Origin of the sequence: Leuconostoc falkenbergense (assembly GCF_014634805.1) — a bacterium.
In the GTDB taxonomy this organism is placed as follows: domain Bacteria; phylum Bacillota; class Bacilli; order Lactobacillales; family Lactobacillaceae; genus Leuconostoc; species Leuconostoc falkenbergense.
On sequence record NZ_BMBS01000042.1, the window covers coordinates 1 to 15,715 of the forward strand.

The window sequence follows — 15,715 nt, forward strand, 5'->3', positions numbered from 1 at the left end:
GCTCGTTGCCTCTTGGACAACTATTAAAACTATACGCTCTTTTTTCCCTTTGTCAATACCTTTTTTCTGTTTTATTCTTCAAAGCTCACAAAAGCCGTTGTTTGCAAGGTTTCAAGCAGCGGATGAATTTTGTTAGCCGGTACAAATACTAGCAGATAATTCAATTCTTTTTCAATTTTCGGCATATCTTTAACATCAAACGAATAAATTGACATTAAACTATCACCGCCTGAAACACTGGTCAGTTCTCCCAAACGCCAGTCATCAAAGTCAACAGGCCCTAGGGACTTCAATCCTCTTAATACTGCCCCCAAAGACGTATCATTATTATGCCGATGCATTTTCGTTGTAAAAAAACGATACGTTTGATCTTTGGTTTTTTCTACCAAAAAGTAGGGTAAATTATCTTTGACCGCGATTGTGGTCGCTGCGATTAGTGACATTTTTTATTTTTCACTTTCCGATGCGTGTCAACGCTTCTTTAATCCATTCTTCTTTTTTATTTGCGATTGGTGAGAAACCATAATCCAAATGATAGTTCGTCCAAAAACGTTTGCGAAGGTTGGTGTTTTTTATTAGTGGCGCTTGGGCATATACATGCATATCTTCTTGACGCAATGACAAGCTAATTTTGCCATTGTATTGTTCAATATCCATAATCACCACTTCCACCTCTTTACCAAGAGTGAGTTCATGCTTCAAATCTCGCACAACCCCTGATTTACATTCAGAAATGTGAATTAACCCTTGTGTATGTTCATCAAGTGCCACAAAAGCACCATAAGGCTGAATACCCGTTATTCTACCTTTTAGTTTTTGCCCAACAAAATATGACATGTAATTAACCTCTACAAATTATTATATCACGACCATTAATTTCACGTGTAGTCCGTTCAAGTGCACAAAAAAAGCAGGTTACTCACCTGCAATTGTAATTGTCTTTACAACAACATCTTCTTTGGGCTTATCCATCATATTAACCTGTGTTTTGGCAATATCGTCAACTACATCAAGGCCTTCAATAACTTGACCAAAAACAGTATGTTTACCGTCTAACCATGGCGTACCACCGTTTTGTCGATAATAATCCGCCATTTCTGATGGAACATTCTTCAGAGCAGAAGCCATTTGGGCGGGAAATTCAGACGCTTGGACAATGAAAAATTGTGATCCATTTGTGTTTGGACCAGCATTAGCCATTGATAAAGCGCCTCGAACATTAAACAATTGTTCACTGAATTCGTCTTCGAAGCTGTTGCCCCAAATGCTTTCGCCGCCCATTCCCGTACCGTCAGGATCGCCACCCTGAATCATGAAGTCGCGGATAACCCGATGAAAAATACCACCATTATAGTAGCCATTTTTAGCATGGGTTGTAAAATTCTCAACCGTTTTTGGCGCCAAATCAGCAAACAGCTTTATCTTAATAGCACCGTGGTTAGTGTCAAACGTCGCCACTGGGCCCGCAAAATTTTGTGGTTCTAATTGTGGAAATTCTGCCATGTTGTATGTTGTCTCCTAAATAAATTAAACTTCGTCTTCAAAATCAGGATCAATAACAACATCCCCATTTTCAATTTCTTCAAGTGCTTGTCCAACTGATTTGTTGGATTTAAATGTCTCTTGCGTTGGTGGCATACCAGCATCTAATTCTCGCGCACGCTTCGCTCCTAGCGCAATCAACTTGTACCGCGAATCAACTTTCTCTAAGAGCTTATCAACTGATGGATATAATAACATTTATATTCTCCTTAAATTAAATTTGTTCAAATACGCGTGTGACACGCAAACGTTCAGCCGTAATTATGGCCTTAATACGATCAACTGCACGAGATACAACATCATTTTCAACTGCATAATCGTAGTTTATCATCATTTTAAGTTCATCACGAGCTGCTGCCACACGTTTTTCAATCACTTCACTAGAATCAGTGCCACGACCAACCAATCGCGAACGCAGATTTGTTAAATCTGGTGGCGTTAAGAAAATATAAGTACCCTCAGGCATTTTAGATTTTACTTGAAGTGCCCCTTGAACATCAATTTCAAGGAAAACATCTCTACCACTTGCAAGTGTTTGATCAATAAAGCTCTTAGGGGTGCCGTAGTAATTATTAACATACTGGGCATATTCTAACATGTCGCCGTTATTAATTCTTTCTTCAAATTGTTCGCGTGTCACGAAGAAATAATCCTCACCATCTACTTCACCCTTACGAGGCGAACGCGTTGTTGCTGAAATGGAATATTGAAAATCAATTCCATCTTCTTCAAAAATCGCCTTGCGAACAGTTCCTTTACCCACCCCAGATGGGCCAGAAAGCACAATCAATAAACCACGCTGTGTCATAATTTTCCTCTTTATAAACTAATAGACTGATTATACCAATTTTCGACCTATAATTCAATAAATATATGTATCGAGCTGGATGATTGAATATTTGTTCGCATGGACACATTTTGTGGTTATCAACAAATTTTCCAATTTTATCAACAGACAAAGCCTAATAAATTATTCAAGAAATTATTAAGAGTCCATAAAAATATTGCTTTTTTGAACATTTGTTCGTATGATGGAATTAATCAATTACGAGTGGAGCAGATGAATATGCAAAATTATATTGTACGCCATCAATTTAGGTCACCGTTAGGTCGTATGTTAAAAGGATTAAAGCAGCTTTTTACACCGAAAAAGCATGTTCCTTTGAAGCGCCAACTCACTGCTAATCAAATCATCACAAGATTGACATGCGCCATCAACCAAGAGGAACCTGTTACAATTCAGATTAACCAATCCCTCTTGAGCGAAGAAATCACCGAATTAACAGGTTATGTGTACCAAACACAAGCCGGTCAACTTTGGTTGCATGCCATAAAAACGCATCAATCAATGATAATTATTCCAGGGACAATTCGCCATATCACGCTACTCATCAACTGCAAAGCCTAAAAAAAACACGTCAGTCGTACCAACACAAAGAGATAGAATGGCATCTAACTTTGGTTGTTACTATCCGTACGTGTTTTTTAGGCAAGCTTTTCCAAATCCGAACCATTTAATTGACGCAATAAGCTATTAATCGCAGCAACATCAATATAATGATCAAGATCTATAATGCCACTCACAATTTTGCCCAAACCTGTGATGGCTTTTTTTTGACTTAAGAACTTCAAGTAAGATTTGACCTCACCACCAATACCATCTATGTCCGACCATTGTGGCGTCCAATACGCCATCAAATGTTGTTGCACAAAATCGTTCAACACATTAGCATCCCATTGTTCGTGCGTTAGATTATACTCTTTAGCAATACCGACATGAAATGCGTGCAATAAGTTGATGACATTCTCACTCACAACACCTTTAACTGAGTTTCCTTTAAATTGTGCGAGACGTTTTTCTGCGTATGCTTCTTCAGCTTGAAGTTCTTCAGCTGTTAAAGTTTCATTGGACTTTAAGAATGCTTCTGAAACTTTGAGTGGCTTCATTTTTGGTTCTAAACCACGAAATGTTTCGGCAATAACTGCCATATTAAAATCATCATCGGCATCATTTTCGCTTAAAAACTTAAATTGTAAGGTATCAATAGCATTTGATGTTTTCATCATTTCTGAAACATCTTTACCTTGCCACTTGAAAAAGTTGATTGCCATCACTGTACGCATAATCATACGCCAAAAATTAACATCAAAATTGGTCGTCTGCGCAACAAAACGATCGTTGACTTGGCTTTCTTTGACCAAAAATTGTTGCATATCAAATAGCACCGGTACTAGTAAAACAAAATAACGCCAATCACGGTCGTCACTATTAACTAAGGCAGCCTGCATCGTTTCATTTAAATTAATCGTTGCCCGTTCATTACTGGTAAATTGCGTAAAATGTTGTTGGACCATAGTAGCAATAACATCATCAAGAAAGAATGAGGCTACTTCAAAGATTTCCGGTGCATATTTATTGCGATGCGTCAAAAAATATCGTGCCCTCAAAAAGCCTGCAAACTCATCATAGTTGAAGGCTGGTATTGTTTTCCTTGAGGTTAACTTTTGTTTAGATTGTACGTGACGCATCTTTTTAATTTGTGCTGATTTGCCTTGTTTCATAACATTTTGTGTCTCAATGGTCATCTGACCATTTGACAGCTTCCTCCTTATATACTGAGATCTAAGTTATATTTACCGTTTCCAAATTCTTTTAGTCTGAATTGAAACACCTGATCTTCGCGGGCCAATAGCGGTGTTTTAATGGTTGCTTGTTGTGATCCCTCTAACTCAGCAATTTCAATCGCACTATTAATACGTGAAATGACAGGTGCAAAAGCTTTAGGATCTGCTGAAACATAAAACATCTCAGCATTGCCATAAGTTGATGATTTCCGTACTAAATTAACCAAGATTTTGTAACGATTTGCATCAAAAATAATATGATTGTAGTTAAAATCTCGTGCGTAGTGAAAGAGTGATGATAAAAATGCCGAAGCATCAAATTTTTCGTTTGCCATAAAATGTCCTTAATTTATTCTGATTTGATTATACTATAAAAAAACCAACCTCACTAATGGTGTCCCGTTTTAATTCAATTTTTTAAAATCAGTGAAAATATTAAGGATTGAATATTTCACAGAATAGGCGTAGACTGGTATCGTTACTTTTAATAAAAATCTTGTAAATGCCTATTTATTAACATTAGTTATTTTTACAAGGTAAAAGGAGAGACTTTTGAAAGTCAAAGAAAAACAGTTTCTAGGACAGCCACGTGGATTACTCACACTGTTTATGACAGAGATGTGGGAGCGATTTTCCTATTATGGCATGCGCGCCATTCTACTCTACTATATGTGGTCATTAATCGCTGACGGTCAACTCAACGTTAGTCGTGCTACGGCTGCTTCCATTATGGCCATTTATGCTTCAATGGTTTACCTCACTGGTGCAATTGGTGGTTTTGTCGCCGATCGCATACTCGGGCCACGTCGAACAGTTTTCTGGGGTGGCGTATTGATAATGGCTGGGCACATTGCTTTATCAACGCCATTTGGCGCCAAAGCATTATTTTTGTCAGTCATTCTTATCGTACTGGGTACTGGCTTTTTGAAACCCAATGTCTCAACGTTAGTTGGCTCATTATATAGTGATGATGACAAACGCCGTGACGCTGGCTTCTCTATTTTCGTTTTTGGTATTAATTTGGGTGGCTTCGTTGCACCATTATTAGTTGGAAAAGCACAAGAAATGGCCGGATACCACGTTGGCTTTTCTTTGGCCGCTATCGGCATGTTCATTGGTTTAATACAGTATCATTTCGGTGCAAATAAAAACTTGTCGGCCACAACAATGCAGCCGAGTGACCCACTATCTGAAAATGAAATTAAACCCCTATTAACAAAGATAATCATGGGCGTTACGGCATTAATTTTGATCATTGTTGGTATGATATTAGTTGGTTGGAACAGTTTACCTGATTTCATTAATTTGCTAACCCTTGTTGCCATTTTAATTCCAGTCACTTATTTTATCACCATGATTTCTTCCAAGAAAATAACCAAATCAGAGCGTTCCAGAGTAATTGCTTATATTCCATTATTTTTAGCCGCTGTTTTATTTTGGGCAATCGAAGAGCAAGGTGCCATTGTGTTAGCCACTTTCGCTGCAGAACGCGTTGATTTGTCTTTCTTTCCAGCTTCTTGGTTCCAATCTTTGAATCCATTTTTCATCATGCTTTACACACCATTTTTTGCCGTTTTGTGGTCAAAGTGGCAAAAGCAGCCAACATCACCAATGAAATTTGCGATTGGCTTAATGTTTGCTGGATCAAGCTTTCTGCTCATGGCCGTTCCCGGTTCCCTATTTGGGACAGATGTTAAAGTTTCACCTTTTTGGTTAGTCGGTTCATGGGCACTAGTCATTGTTGGTGAAATGTTGATTTCTCCAGTTGGCCTATCGGTCACGACAAAGCTGGCACCAAAAGCCTTTAATTCACAAATGATGTCGATGTGGTTTTTATCCAGTGCAGTAGGTTCTGCGCTTAACGCACAACTCGTTACATTGTATAGTGCTAAAAATGAAGTTGGTTATTTTTTCTGGTTTGGTTCAGGAACCATTGTATTGGGTATTGTTCTCGTCTTCTTATCACATTATATACATCGCTTAATGCAAGGCATTAACTAAAAAAGATTGTCCTTTGGCGGACAATCTTTTTTAGTTTAGCCAATTTGTAGAATAACCATAAACGCTACAAAGACTATGCCTAAACCATACATAATTGGATGAACTTCTTTACCACGGCCAGTCACTAACATTAAAAATGGATAAACAATGAAGCCTAAAGCAATGCCATCTGAAATACTATACGATAACGGCATTCCCAGCACTGTGAGAAAAGCTGCCGCAGCCATTGGAAAATCTTCCCAATCAATGCTGCCCAAACTACCAGCCATCAACACGCCTACAACAATCAGTGCAGGTGCTGTGACTTGTGATGTCACCACAGTTAGTAATGGTGAAAATGCTAATGCCAGTATAAAGAAAATCCCTGTGAAAACACTAGTCAATCCTGTTCGACCACCAACAGCTATTCCTGTTGATGATTCAATATAGGCTGTTGTAGGCGAAGTACCAAGCAACGAACCACCAAGCATACCAATTGAGTCAGCCATTAGCGCTTTCCCTGCATTGGGTAATTCATTATTAACCAAAAAACCACCTGCACGAGCAGCACCAATTAATGAACCAGCGGTATCAAAGAAAGCCACTAATAAGAAAGTCACAACAGCAACTAACATTTGTAATGAGCCAAGGTCTTTCAATCCAAAAATTGCTTGTCCAAATGTCGGCTTTAAGCTAGGCACTGTACTAATAATTTCAGTGGGCGCGTGAACCTGTCCGATTATTAAACCAGCAACAGCAGTAATCACTAATCCAATGAAAATTGCGCCGGGAACATGGCGCGCAAATAAAGCAAACGTTACCAAAATACCAAATATTGTCAGTAATGTCGCAGGCTTACTCCAATCGCCAAAACCAATGATTGTGTCTTTATTGGCAGCAACAATACCGCCATCAGACAACCCCAAAAAGGCGATGAAAAGACCAATACCACCTGCAATTGCTGATTTTAGATCAGCAGGAATCGCATTAATAATGACCTCACGAATTTTAAAAATAGTTAACAGCCAGAATATGACTCCAGAAACAAACACAGCTGCCAAGGCCGTTTGCCACTTAACGCCCATCCCTAAAACAACAGAATAAGCAAAAAAAGCATTGATTCCCAAGCCCGGTGCGATGGCAAATGGATACTTTGCAACGATACCCATAAATATTGTGGCAATCGCAGCAATTAACCCTGTGGCGGTAAACACAGCCCCCTTATCCATGCCTGCAGCACCTAAAACGCTGGGGTTAACAAACAAAATATACGCCATGGACACAAATGTGGTTAATCCCGCCACAAACTCAGTTCTAATCGTTGTGTGATTAGCGCTTAAGTTAAAATACTTCTCAATCATGCCTATTTTTTCTCCTCACTTTTTTAAATATGAACCACTAAAATACGGTTACATCTCAAAATGACACAAAACTAATTGTCGCACTTTTTTGAATCAAATACAAAAGCACGGACAAAATTTGGCCATAAAAAAAGTAAGCACTTTGCTTACTTAAGTGTCACAATTGTCGCGCCATCACCGCCTGCATTCGCGTTAGCAAAGTGATAAGACGCAACACGCCGGTCTGATCGTAAAAATTCTGTTACACCTTGTCGTAGTGCACCTGTTCCTTTTCCGTGAATAATTTCAACCGGACTTATATTAGCCAATACTGCTGTATCAAGGTATTTGTCTAGCTCGCTAAGGGCAGCTTCGTAACGTATACCTCGTAAATCAAGCGTTGATTTGACCGTAGCGCGTGCCGATCCTGTCGCTTTTGTGCGCGTCATTTTTTGTTGTCTCTGCTTCGACTTTTCCTTTTGAGCCTTGATTGTCGCCTCAGTTTTTACAATGTCGTCTTCATCAACTAACATCTTTAAAATGCCCATTTCTACTTCCCATTGGCCATTACTGTGTTTTTTGACAAGCGTTCCTTGTTGCCCGTAGGATTGTACGGTAATGTCATCTCCAGGTGATAACTGTTTGGCCTTTTTGGCTTTTTGAAGTACTTTATTCTTTTCCAAGCTCACATTTTGACGTAAATTATCAAGTTGCCCTTTCTTTTGTTGCAACTCTTGCTCAGTAGATGTGGCTTTTGCACCACCATTTAAACGTTCTCGACGAATCTCACTAATTAATTGCTCTGCTTTCTTTTTGGTAGCTGCAACAATGTGATTAGCTTCATTTTTGGCATCTAACAATATACGTGCTTGATCTTTTTCAAGTTGCATTTCTTTGTCACGTAACGCTTCGGCTTGGGATTTTGTATCTTTTAACTGATTAGTCAATGATACATTTTTCTTTTTTACCTCGTCACGTTGCGCCACCAAATCAGCAATCATATTGTTCAGATCTTGATCTGAGTCATTGGTCAAAGATGTCGCTGCACCAATCACATCCTCACCAAATCCTAAACGCTTAGCAATCGCTAAAGCGTTAGATTGCCCAGGGACACCCATCAAAAATTGATAAGTTGGTTGTAGCGTTTCAACATCAAACACCATCGATGCATTTTGTGTCTCAGGTCGATTATAACCATATAACTTTAATTCAGGATAATGCGTCGTGGCAATCGTATAAGCACCTAGGCTCGCAACTTTATCCAAAATAGCGATTGCTAACGCAGCCCCCTCAGCCGGATCGGTACCGGCACCGAGTTCATCAAAAATCACTAAACTTTTATCATCAATTTTATCTAGCATTGACACAATGTTTGCCATGTGAGAACTAAATGTTGATAGATTTTGTTCGATAGATTGTTCGTCGCCAATATCTGCAAAAACTTCTTTAAAAATACCGACAGTTGATGGTCGCTTTGTCGTAATAAACAATCCTGATTGTGCCATCAATTGTAACAGTCCTAATGTTTTAATGGTGATTGTTTTACCACCAGTGTTAGGTCCCGTGATAATAATGGTTTTATAATGCTCACCAATCGCAATATCATTTGCCACAGCAACTTTTTGATCAAGTAATGGGTGCCAAGCCTGTGCTAATGAAATATGATTGGCTGGATTAACGAGTGGTTGCATAGCATTTAATTTTGCAGCCAATCGGGCTTTAGCGTTTACAAAATCAAAGTGACCGAGAATCGACACGTTACGTTGAATTTCAGTCACGTATGGCATTAGCTCAGCTGATAATTCCTGTAACACCCGCTGTTCTTCCGCGTGTGCTTTAACGCGCAATTCACTAATTTTATTATTTAAATCAACAACCGACTGTGGCTCAATGTACAGTGTCAAACCAGATTGACTTTGGTCATGGACAACGCCACCAAATTGATGACGATACTCCGCTTTGACCGGTATGACATAGCGATCCGCACGAATCGTGACAATAGGATCGCTCAAATACTGAGCAGATTTACCACGCGTAAACGCCTGCATTTGATTTTTAACCGCATTCTCATTACCCACAATTTTCCCGCGCAGAGATTTTAGTTCAAAAGAAGCCTCATCATTAATGCGACCGGTTTCGTCAATAGCAATTTGAATCAGTCGTGTTACATCAGGTAACGTTGCTAAGTTTGCCGCCTGTTCTGGTAGCACATGCAATGATTCACCAATCGTTTCGTCTTGCATTTGTACAAAAAAATTAGCGATTGTGCCTGTATTACGTAGCACTTGACCTACCTGAGAAATTTCAGTTGCACTTAGTGACGCTTGCATAGTCAAACGCTTCAAATGAGCGCTGATATCAGCTAATTTACTGAGTGGAATGCCACCCTTGAGGCGATCAATTAAAACAGCATCAGCTGTCTCTTGCAACCAATAATTGATTTCTTGCTCATCAATACTTGGCAGTAATTCGCGACCTTCCTGTTGTCCTGATGATGTCACTAAAAATGCCGCTAATTGGGATTTAATTTTGTCGTATTCAAGTGTTTCTAAAACTTTACTGTTCATCTATTTTTCCTAAAAAATTATAACCACCAATGGTAAATTTGGTCAGCCAAAAATGGCGTTTTATCCAGTATGGTATTAAGCATTGGTGTGTTTAAAAATTGATCTTGCACCCATGTATTGGGAACAACTGATAATAGTTCGAGCACAAAGAAGGCAATACTTGCACCAATGAGCCCACAAAATAGTGCACCTAAAATACCATCTAACCAACCAAGAATCGGTAAACGTCGTACAATTTTAAACGTTCTCAAAATCGCATGACTGAGTAGACCACCAATAATGATAATCAAACCAAAAATAAGACCAGAAGCTAAAAACTGTGATCCATCCCCAACGACTGATTCGGGAATTGTTGTACGAACAAATTGCCCAGAAACAAGATGGGTCAAATATTGGCCAATTGGCTGAGATAATTTGATGGCAATATACCATACCACTACCCACAAAATAACGCGCAACACTGCACGTATGACCCCTTGACGATACCCAGAAAAAATCCACAACAACACGAATAAAAACGATAATCCTAGTATGATCATTGTTCAGTACGCTTAAAGATTTGATTCGAAGTACGCGAGCGACTTTCCTGCTTTGCCGTGTCAATAATACTTGACACGGCACTTGTTTTAGTCTTAGGTTGCGTAGGTATTTCGTTACGCTTCTTGTCAAGTTCGGCCTGCAATCGCGCAACTTGTTGCTGCAAATCATCTATTTCTGCTTGCTTGTACAGTTGATCAGAAATCGCATTGAACGTCACCAATGTGGCTTGATCTAAAGGTGCAAGTTTTGGCGCCACAAGGGATATTTGGGCAAATTGCTTATTGATCAATTCTTCGGTTGCTTTAAAATGAGGAATGCTCGCATGACCGGAAATAACGTATTTCTTGCCGGCAATGACGGCTTTATATTGTCTTTTTGCTTGTTTTGTCATGCTTCAATTATACAATAAATCCTATCAACGCGCTAAAAATCAAAGTAATCCTTTTTGATTGGACTATTTGAATTGACACAATCAAACTTGATCAATATAATGTTGCCAGATTTTAGGGTAGTTTGAGTGTCTATTTTACTGAGGTATCATCATATTTCGATCGGAGGCATAACAAACATTTATTTGAAAAAAATATATCTGCCCTAACGAATTCGATATCTTTTAACTTTTCGTTTTTTGCGTTATGATTAACGTATCGCGTAAACGTTTACATTACCAAAATCATTATACATTTAGGAGGCATTATAATGGCCGCATATTATATTTTCGAAATAAATTATTCACGAAATCATGCCTTAATCAAGGCAGCACACGTCTATCGGGTCACAAATGATCATCAATTTGATGCAACTAAAGTTATCTCGCTCGACCGAGAAACGATTGCAACCAAAATCCAAAGCGGATTTGGTTTTAGGGTATTAACGAAAAACGACGGTCAATGGCATGTCGGCGATCTAGTGCAAATTGATGAAAATGGTTACATTAAAATTACGCCTGATGGTATTAAAGCTGATTATTTGGGTCATCTGCCAACTTATGACTAGTTTTACCTCATAAAGCCTAAAGATTGAAATTATTGATTTGATTTTGAAAAATGGTTTGTCCTATAATTTTGTAGTAAGAGGTAATCAATGAAAAACGATAAATTTATCAAATATTTGAGTTGGACAGCTACCATCATGTCAATTATGATGTATGTTTCTTATATCCCTCAAATTTTGAATAATCTCTCTGGTTCTAAAGGTAATCCCGTGCAACCCCTAGTTGCCGCTGTTAACTGTGCCTTGTGGGTTACCTATGGCCTGATCAAAGAAGACCGTGACCTGCCATTAGCAGCAGCCAATTTCCCCGGTATTATCTTTGGCATTGTCACTTTCTGGACCGCATTATAAAATTAATCATCACTTTTTAGTTGACATGTAACTCATGTCTTTTTTTCTATCCTCACAAAAAAACGAGCCCTGATGAGTGGCTCGATCGCGCGATGTGCAAATATTTTATATTATTGGTGTGCGTTTAAAACAGATTGCGCATATGCCTCTGTGTCTTTTGCATCTTGCAAAGCATTGTCTAATTGTTTTTGTAAATCAGAATTCTTATTGTTGGCTTCACTTAGTTTTTGTTGCGCATCGTTTAATTGATTTTGCAATTGTGAGGCTTTGTTATTAGCATCTGAGAGCTGGGTTTGAACGTTATCAAGTTCCTTTTGTTTATCGGCAACTTTTTGATTGCCTTCAGCGATTTTTTGATTGATTTCGTCAATTTTTTGTTGAATTTCTTGTTGCTTTTGTTGTAACTCTTGTTACTTTTGGTTGTTAGCCTGTGTCAATTGATCTTTGGCTTGTGCCAATTGATTTTGAAGACTAGTTAATTGAGATTGCATGTTTGCTACATTGTTTTGCGCATCTGTCAATTGATTCTGCGCCGTAGTAGTTTGCGTGCTCAATGATGTAATTTGATTTGACTGTGCTGTCAATTTAGCACCCAACTGGTCAATAATCGAACGTGTATGGCTTAAGTTAGGTGACTCTTGCCATGAGTTATTGTCGGCTAAGACGATTCCTGTGCCAAAAGCTGCGGCAATAGCTAACGTAGCAATAGTTTTTTTGTATTTCATCATTTCTCCTAGAAAATTGTTCATAATTTGCACATGTTTAATATCATACTTTGTATATATACATTTGTCAATCAAAATATATACATTACTTATTTTTTATTTTCTATTAGAAACCTTGCCATAAAGCTATTGCTATTCGTTTATCAATGTTTAACCATTTTTGTTATAATTATGTTCAAAATTGATACTGAAATGAAAAAAAGACATCAGCGAAAACTAATGTCTTTTAACATGATTAGCTACTAATCCCTTGATAACTGGTAATCACTTTTTAAAATGATAATAAATCATCGCCGTCACCATCATCAATCCTAACGCTGAACATGACACCAAATAGAACCAAATATTAATGAAATCTTCAGAACTTAAATACATGGCAATATCTCCTTAAAAATATTACCCCTCTTGCTAATTATTTTACACCCATTTTTATCATTTTAAACTAATTATATATTACTGTATTATCACAAAAAAATTAAATGTTGTCATTACTTTTCTTTTTTCATGACAATATAATAGTTAATCATTGCGATTGTAATCATGATACTAGCAAATATTTTAAACCATAGCGCTTCAATGACCATGCTGAGTAAAATGCTGCCAACAATAGTAATTAAAACGAGATTGTTCGCTGTCTTTAAATTCATAGCGTCTCTCCATTTCAAAACTCATTTAATTGCCATTATACACTTATTTATTTCTAAAAAAATATAATACAAAAATATTTATCTCGTCATTTTCTGCATCGTTATACACTCACTTGTTTTTATCACATGACCCATTTAAGGCAACCGACACATCCTATTGATAATTTTTTAGTTCAGTGCTCCAATTCTAAAACGCTAAATCCACAATTATAATCGCAGATACCACTAACTATTTCACCGCTAGTTTTGTTAATTTAGTAATAATTTTCGCACTGACACACTTTTAGTTTTCTTGTACTGTCTGGTATGATTAATGTACGCAAAAAACATTTTATTTTTTGTGAGTTTGTGAAGCTTTAACAATTAAAAGGACTATATTTTCTGGCAAACATTATAGTTGAATACATTGACTTGGTAACAAGCATATAGCGAAAACACTACTAGGAGAATTAACAATGACAACAGAAAATGAAGCAATTAAGACTCAAACAGTAGCTTATGGCTGGCAACTAGTATTACCTGTAAACACTATTGTTATGGATAATGATCAAGGTAACATAGCTATTGGCGATACTTCTGATAACTTTAAGGGTGGTCCAGTGATAATACTCAAAGTTAGCGAAAATGAGGCTACCGTAGAAGCTAGTGGCTACTTTGAGGAAGGAATATCCATTACCTTAGATAAAAAAATCATTATCAAACGTCGTGCTGATTTTGAAGATAATTAATACTGCTACTGGCATAAAAAACAATCACAGTCTTACTATTTGCCAAGCACCTCCTTTAACATATACCCTCTCTATCAACACGTCCCAGCGCTTATAGCAACAACCGACTCTCAATATGCTTAACATTTCATTGCTGGCAGAAAGTAGCTTTGTTGATAAACTATGAAACAAAATTACAATTCAAGGTTTGCTATATTTCAGCCTAGTCTATACACTCACATTTTGGATACAAGGAGAACAGCATGAACAATCGTATTTTATTTTTTATTATGATAGTTAGTTTAGTCCTCGGAATATTTTTGGTCTTGGTTAGTCAAAAAATAGCAAACCGCTACACTAAGTCACTGCTCGTTCTGGTGGGCATCGCTTTGGTTGGATATGCCTTATACTTATTCTGGCCACATCAAGTCGCTTAGCAATTAAAACGCCACTAAATACGATAATATACTCTGTTCACGTGAACTCATTCAGCTCTTCTATTGCATATCTGTCCCTCTCATTATAGAAAAGAATACGATATCCTGTATTTGTTGACAATAAAAGGCGTTGCATCAGGTTTTGATACCTTATGCAACGCCTTGAAATATACTAGTAGCGCTAGAGGGACTTTTTCTAACCCTTTAACATCAGTATTCATGGCGGTTTTTACCACTTTGTTTACCACTTATATACTTATTTTTGCTAATATGTTCCCCGCTTCATCACTCGCCCTTTTGGTTATATCACTATAAACATTCAAAGTAATTGAAGCGTCTGCATGACCTAAATAGGTCTGTACCTGTTTAACGGTTGCTCCCTGATCCAATGCTAATGTTGCCCACGTATGTCGTAACTTGTGCATGGATAAACCAACCGCTACACCGTACCTATCACTAACATCATGCAACCATTTATTAGGTCTCAACGGCTGTAAAGTATTACCGCCATGAGTAAATACAAAATTATCATCCCCGTTGTATTTGGTCGTATCATACCAACTTGACATAACAGATAACATTTTATTATCAATTTTGAGTGTTCTCTTACTCGTTCGGCTTTTTGGTTCTTTAATATACGTGCTACCACCTAAGCCACGTCCCAATGCTTGTGTGATAGATACATAGCCATTATCAAAATCAATATGTCGCCACTGCAAGGCTAACAACTCTTCTGTTCTCATCCCCGTGAATGCTCCCAATCTTAACAGGGTGTATGCCTGTTGGTTTATTTTACTGTACTGACTGTCTAGAACTTCTACAAATGCCTTAAACTCATCAACATCCATAAATTGCTTGGGTTTGTTAATCACCTTGCGCTCTCTGGGTAAATCAATCTTAGTAAATGGATTGACTGCAATGACATCCATTTTAACTGCCACATCTCGCAAACGTCTAAAATATCCAGTGACTTTTTTGTACATCTGCATATCTCGCTGTAATGTGTTAATATAGCGTTGTAAGTCAAGTGGTTTTATATCAGTCAATAATGTATCACGCCATGTGGGTAGTACGTGAAGCCTGAAGATTGTCATTGTTTTACCCAATGTACTTTCTTCCACAGAATGCTGATATGTTTCTAACCAAATATCATACAACTCTTTAACAGTCATATTGTTTGGGGTTGTTTTTTTCTACCAGAAGTCAAGTGTTTCAAGGCATTTAGCTTCTTTTTATGATGCTGCAATTGGTCATCAAGCAC

Annotated in this window: 20 protein-coding genes and 1 pseudogene; 6 read left to right on the forward strand and 15 right to left on the reverse strand. The window is 37.8% G+C overall.

Annotation, left to right across the window (positions count from 1 at the left end):
• Window positions 1-71: 71 nt before the first annotated feature.
• The 5 genes from IEU71_RS08410 to gmk all read right to left on the reverse strand — a co-directional run bounded on the left by IEU71_RS08410 (window position 72) and on the right by gmk (window position 2,350).
• Window positions 72-443 (reverse strand): hypothetical protein, encoded by a 372-nt coding sequence (locus IEU71_RS08410; RefSeq protein ID WP_004910603.1) that lies wholly within the window; start codon window positions 441-443, stop codon window positions 72-74.
• 10 nt (window positions 444-453) lie between these two features.
• Window positions 454-837 carry a CvfD/Ygs/GSP13 family RNA-binding post-transcriptional regulator gene (locus IEU71_RS08415; protein WP_004910606.1) on the reverse strand — a complete coding sequence of 128 codons (384 nt, stop codon included), beginning with the start codon at window positions 835-837 and terminating at the stop codon, window positions 454-456.
• A gap of 78 nt (window positions 838-915) precedes the next feature.
• A complete protein-coding gene (locus IEU71_RS08420) occupies window positions 916-1,503 on the reverse strand; it encodes a peptidylprolyl isomerase (RefSeq protein WP_004910607.1) in 588 nt (195 codons plus the stop codon).
• 24 nt (window positions 1,504-1,527) lie between these two features.
• Complete coding sequence (gene rpoZ, locus IEU71_RS08425; protein WP_004910609.1) at window positions 1,528-1,740, reverse strand: DNA-directed RNA polymerase subunit omega; 213 nt, start codon at window positions 1,738-1,740, stop codon at window positions 1,528-1,530.
• Window positions 1,741-1,756: 16 nt separating this feature from the next.
• The gene (gmk, locus tag IEU71_RS08430; protein ID WP_004910611.1) at window positions 1,757-2,350 is read right to left on the reverse strand and encodes a guanylate kinase; all 594 of its coding nucleotides are present in this window, start codon (window positions 2,348-2,350) and stop codon (window positions 1,757-1,759) included.
• Between the two features lie 258 nt (window positions 2,351-2,608).
• On the opposite strand from gmk, the gene IEU71_RS08435 reads away from it, so the two are divergent.
• Window positions 2,609-2,950, forward strand: coding sequence for a hypothetical protein (locus IEU71_RS08435; protein WP_004910613.1), 342 nt, complete (start codon window positions 2,609-2,611; stop codon window positions 2,948-2,950).
• Window positions 2,951-3,027: 77 nt separating this feature from the next.
• On the opposite strand, the gene IEU71_RS08440 is transcribed toward IEU71_RS08435, so the two are convergent.
• Both IEU71_RS08440 and IEU71_RS08445 read right to left on the reverse strand, forming a co-directional pair.
• A complete protein-coding gene (locus tag IEU71_RS08440) occupies window positions 3,028-4,104 on the reverse strand; it encodes a hypothetical protein (protein WP_036066299.1) in 1,077 nt (358 codons plus the stop codon).
• Between the two features lie 47 nt (window positions 4,105-4,151).
• Window positions 4,152-4,502: a hypothetical protein gene (locus IEU71_RS08445; RefSeq protein ID WP_004910615.1), complete on the reverse strand. Its 351-nt coding sequence runs from the start codon at window positions 4,500-4,502 to the stop codon at window positions 4,152-4,154.
• 217 nt (window positions 4,503-4,719) lie between these two features.
• Here IEU71_RS08445 and IEU71_RS08450 point away from each other — a divergent pair, with 217 nt between their 5' ends.
• Complete coding sequence (locus tag IEU71_RS08450; protein WP_004910616.1) at window positions 4,720-6,168, forward strand: peptide MFS transporter; 1,449 nt, start codon at window positions 4,720-4,722, stop codon at window positions 6,166-6,168.
• A 35-nt stretch (window positions 6,169-6,203) separates the two neighbouring features.
• Here IEU71_RS08450 and IEU71_RS08455 read toward each other — a convergent pair whose 3' ends face one another.
• The 4 genes from IEU71_RS08455 to zapA form a co-directional block, all read right to left on the reverse strand.
• Window positions 6,204-7,508: an NCS2 family permease gene (locus tag IEU71_RS08455; protein WP_004910618.1), complete on the reverse strand. Its 1,305-nt coding sequence runs from the start codon at window positions 7,506-7,508 to the stop codon at window positions 6,204-6,206.
• 146 nt (window positions 7,509-7,654) lie between these two features.
• Window positions 7,655-10,054, reverse strand: coding sequence for an endonuclease MutS2 (locus tag IEU71_RS08460; protein ID WP_004910620.1), 2,400 nt, complete (start codon window positions 10,052-10,054; stop codon window positions 7,655-7,657).
• 17 nt (window positions 10,055-10,071) lie between these two features.
• Complete coding sequence (locus tag IEU71_RS08465; protein ID WP_036066294.1) at window positions 10,072-10,593, reverse strand: CvpA family protein; 522 nt, start codon at window positions 10,591-10,593, stop codon at window positions 10,072-10,074.
• Entirely contained in the window at window positions 10,590-10,985 is a 396-nt protein-coding gene (gene zapA, locus IEU71_RS08470; protein ID WP_004910622.1) for a cell division protein ZapA, read from the reverse strand. Before zapA ends, IEU71_RS08465 begins: the two co-directional genes overlap by 4 nt.
• A gap of 308 nt (window positions 10,986-11,293) precedes the next feature.
• On the opposite strand from zapA, the gene IEU71_RS08475 reads away from it, so the two are divergent.
• Window positions 11,294-11,590 (forward strand): hypothetical protein, encoded by a 297-nt coding sequence (locus IEU71_RS08475; protein WP_004910624.1) that lies wholly within the window; start codon window positions 11,294-11,296, stop codon window positions 11,588-11,590.
• Window positions 11,591-11,677: 87 nt separating this feature from the next.
• The gene (locus IEU71_RS08480; RefSeq protein ID WP_004910627.1) at window positions 11,678-11,938 is read left to right on the forward strand and encodes a SemiSWEET family transporter; all 261 of its coding nucleotides are present in this window, start codon (window positions 11,678-11,680) and stop codon (window positions 11,936-11,938) included.
• Between the two features lie 110 nt (window positions 11,939-12,048).
• On the opposite strand, the gene IEU71_RS10205 is transcribed toward IEU71_RS08480, so the two are convergent.
• The 3 genes from IEU71_RS10205 to IEU71_RS08490 all read right to left on the reverse strand — a co-directional run bounded on the left by IEU71_RS10205 (window position 12,049) and on the right by IEU71_RS08490 (window position 13,310).
• Window positions 12,049-12,195: a hypothetical protein gene (locus IEU71_RS10205; RefSeq protein WP_004910629.1), complete on the reverse strand. Its 147-nt coding sequence runs from the start codon at window positions 12,193-12,195 to the stop codon at window positions 12,049-12,051.
• A gap of 153 nt (window positions 12,196-12,348) precedes the next feature.
• Window positions 12,349-12,663 (reverse strand): hypothetical protein, encoded by a 315-nt coding sequence (locus IEU71_RS10210; protein WP_004910630.1) that lies wholly within the window; start codon window positions 12,661-12,663, stop codon window positions 12,349-12,351.
• Between the two features lie 488 nt (window positions 12,664-13,151).
• Window positions 13,152-13,310 (reverse strand): hypothetical protein, encoded by a 159-nt coding sequence (locus tag IEU71_RS08490; protein WP_004910632.1) that lies wholly within the window; start codon window positions 13,308-13,310, stop codon window positions 13,152-13,154.
• A 455-nt stretch (window positions 13,311-13,765) separates the two neighbouring features.
• On the opposite strand from IEU71_RS08490, the gene IEU71_RS08495 reads away from it, so the two are divergent.
• Together IEU71_RS08495 and IEU71_RS08500 are read left to right on the forward strand one after the other, a co-directional pair.
• The gene (locus IEU71_RS08495; RefSeq protein WP_004910633.1) at window positions 13,766-14,038 is read left to right on the forward strand and encodes a hypothetical protein; all 273 of its coding nucleotides are present in this window, start codon (window positions 13,766-13,768) and stop codon (window positions 14,036-14,038) included.
• A gap of 242 nt (window positions 14,039-14,280) precedes the next feature.
• Window positions 14,281-14,454: a hypothetical protein gene (locus IEU71_RS08500; RefSeq protein WP_004910635.1), complete on the forward strand. Its 174-nt coding sequence runs from the start codon at window positions 14,281-14,283 to the stop codon at window positions 14,452-14,454.
• A gap of 248 nt (window positions 14,455-14,702) precedes the next feature.
• Here IEU71_RS08500 and IEU71_RS08505 read toward each other — a convergent pair.
• Window positions 14,703-15,647, reverse strand: a pseudogene (locus IEU71_RS08505) (tyrosine-type recombinase/integrase); the annotation flags it as partial.
• Window positions 15,648-15,715: the final 68 nt, after the last annotated feature.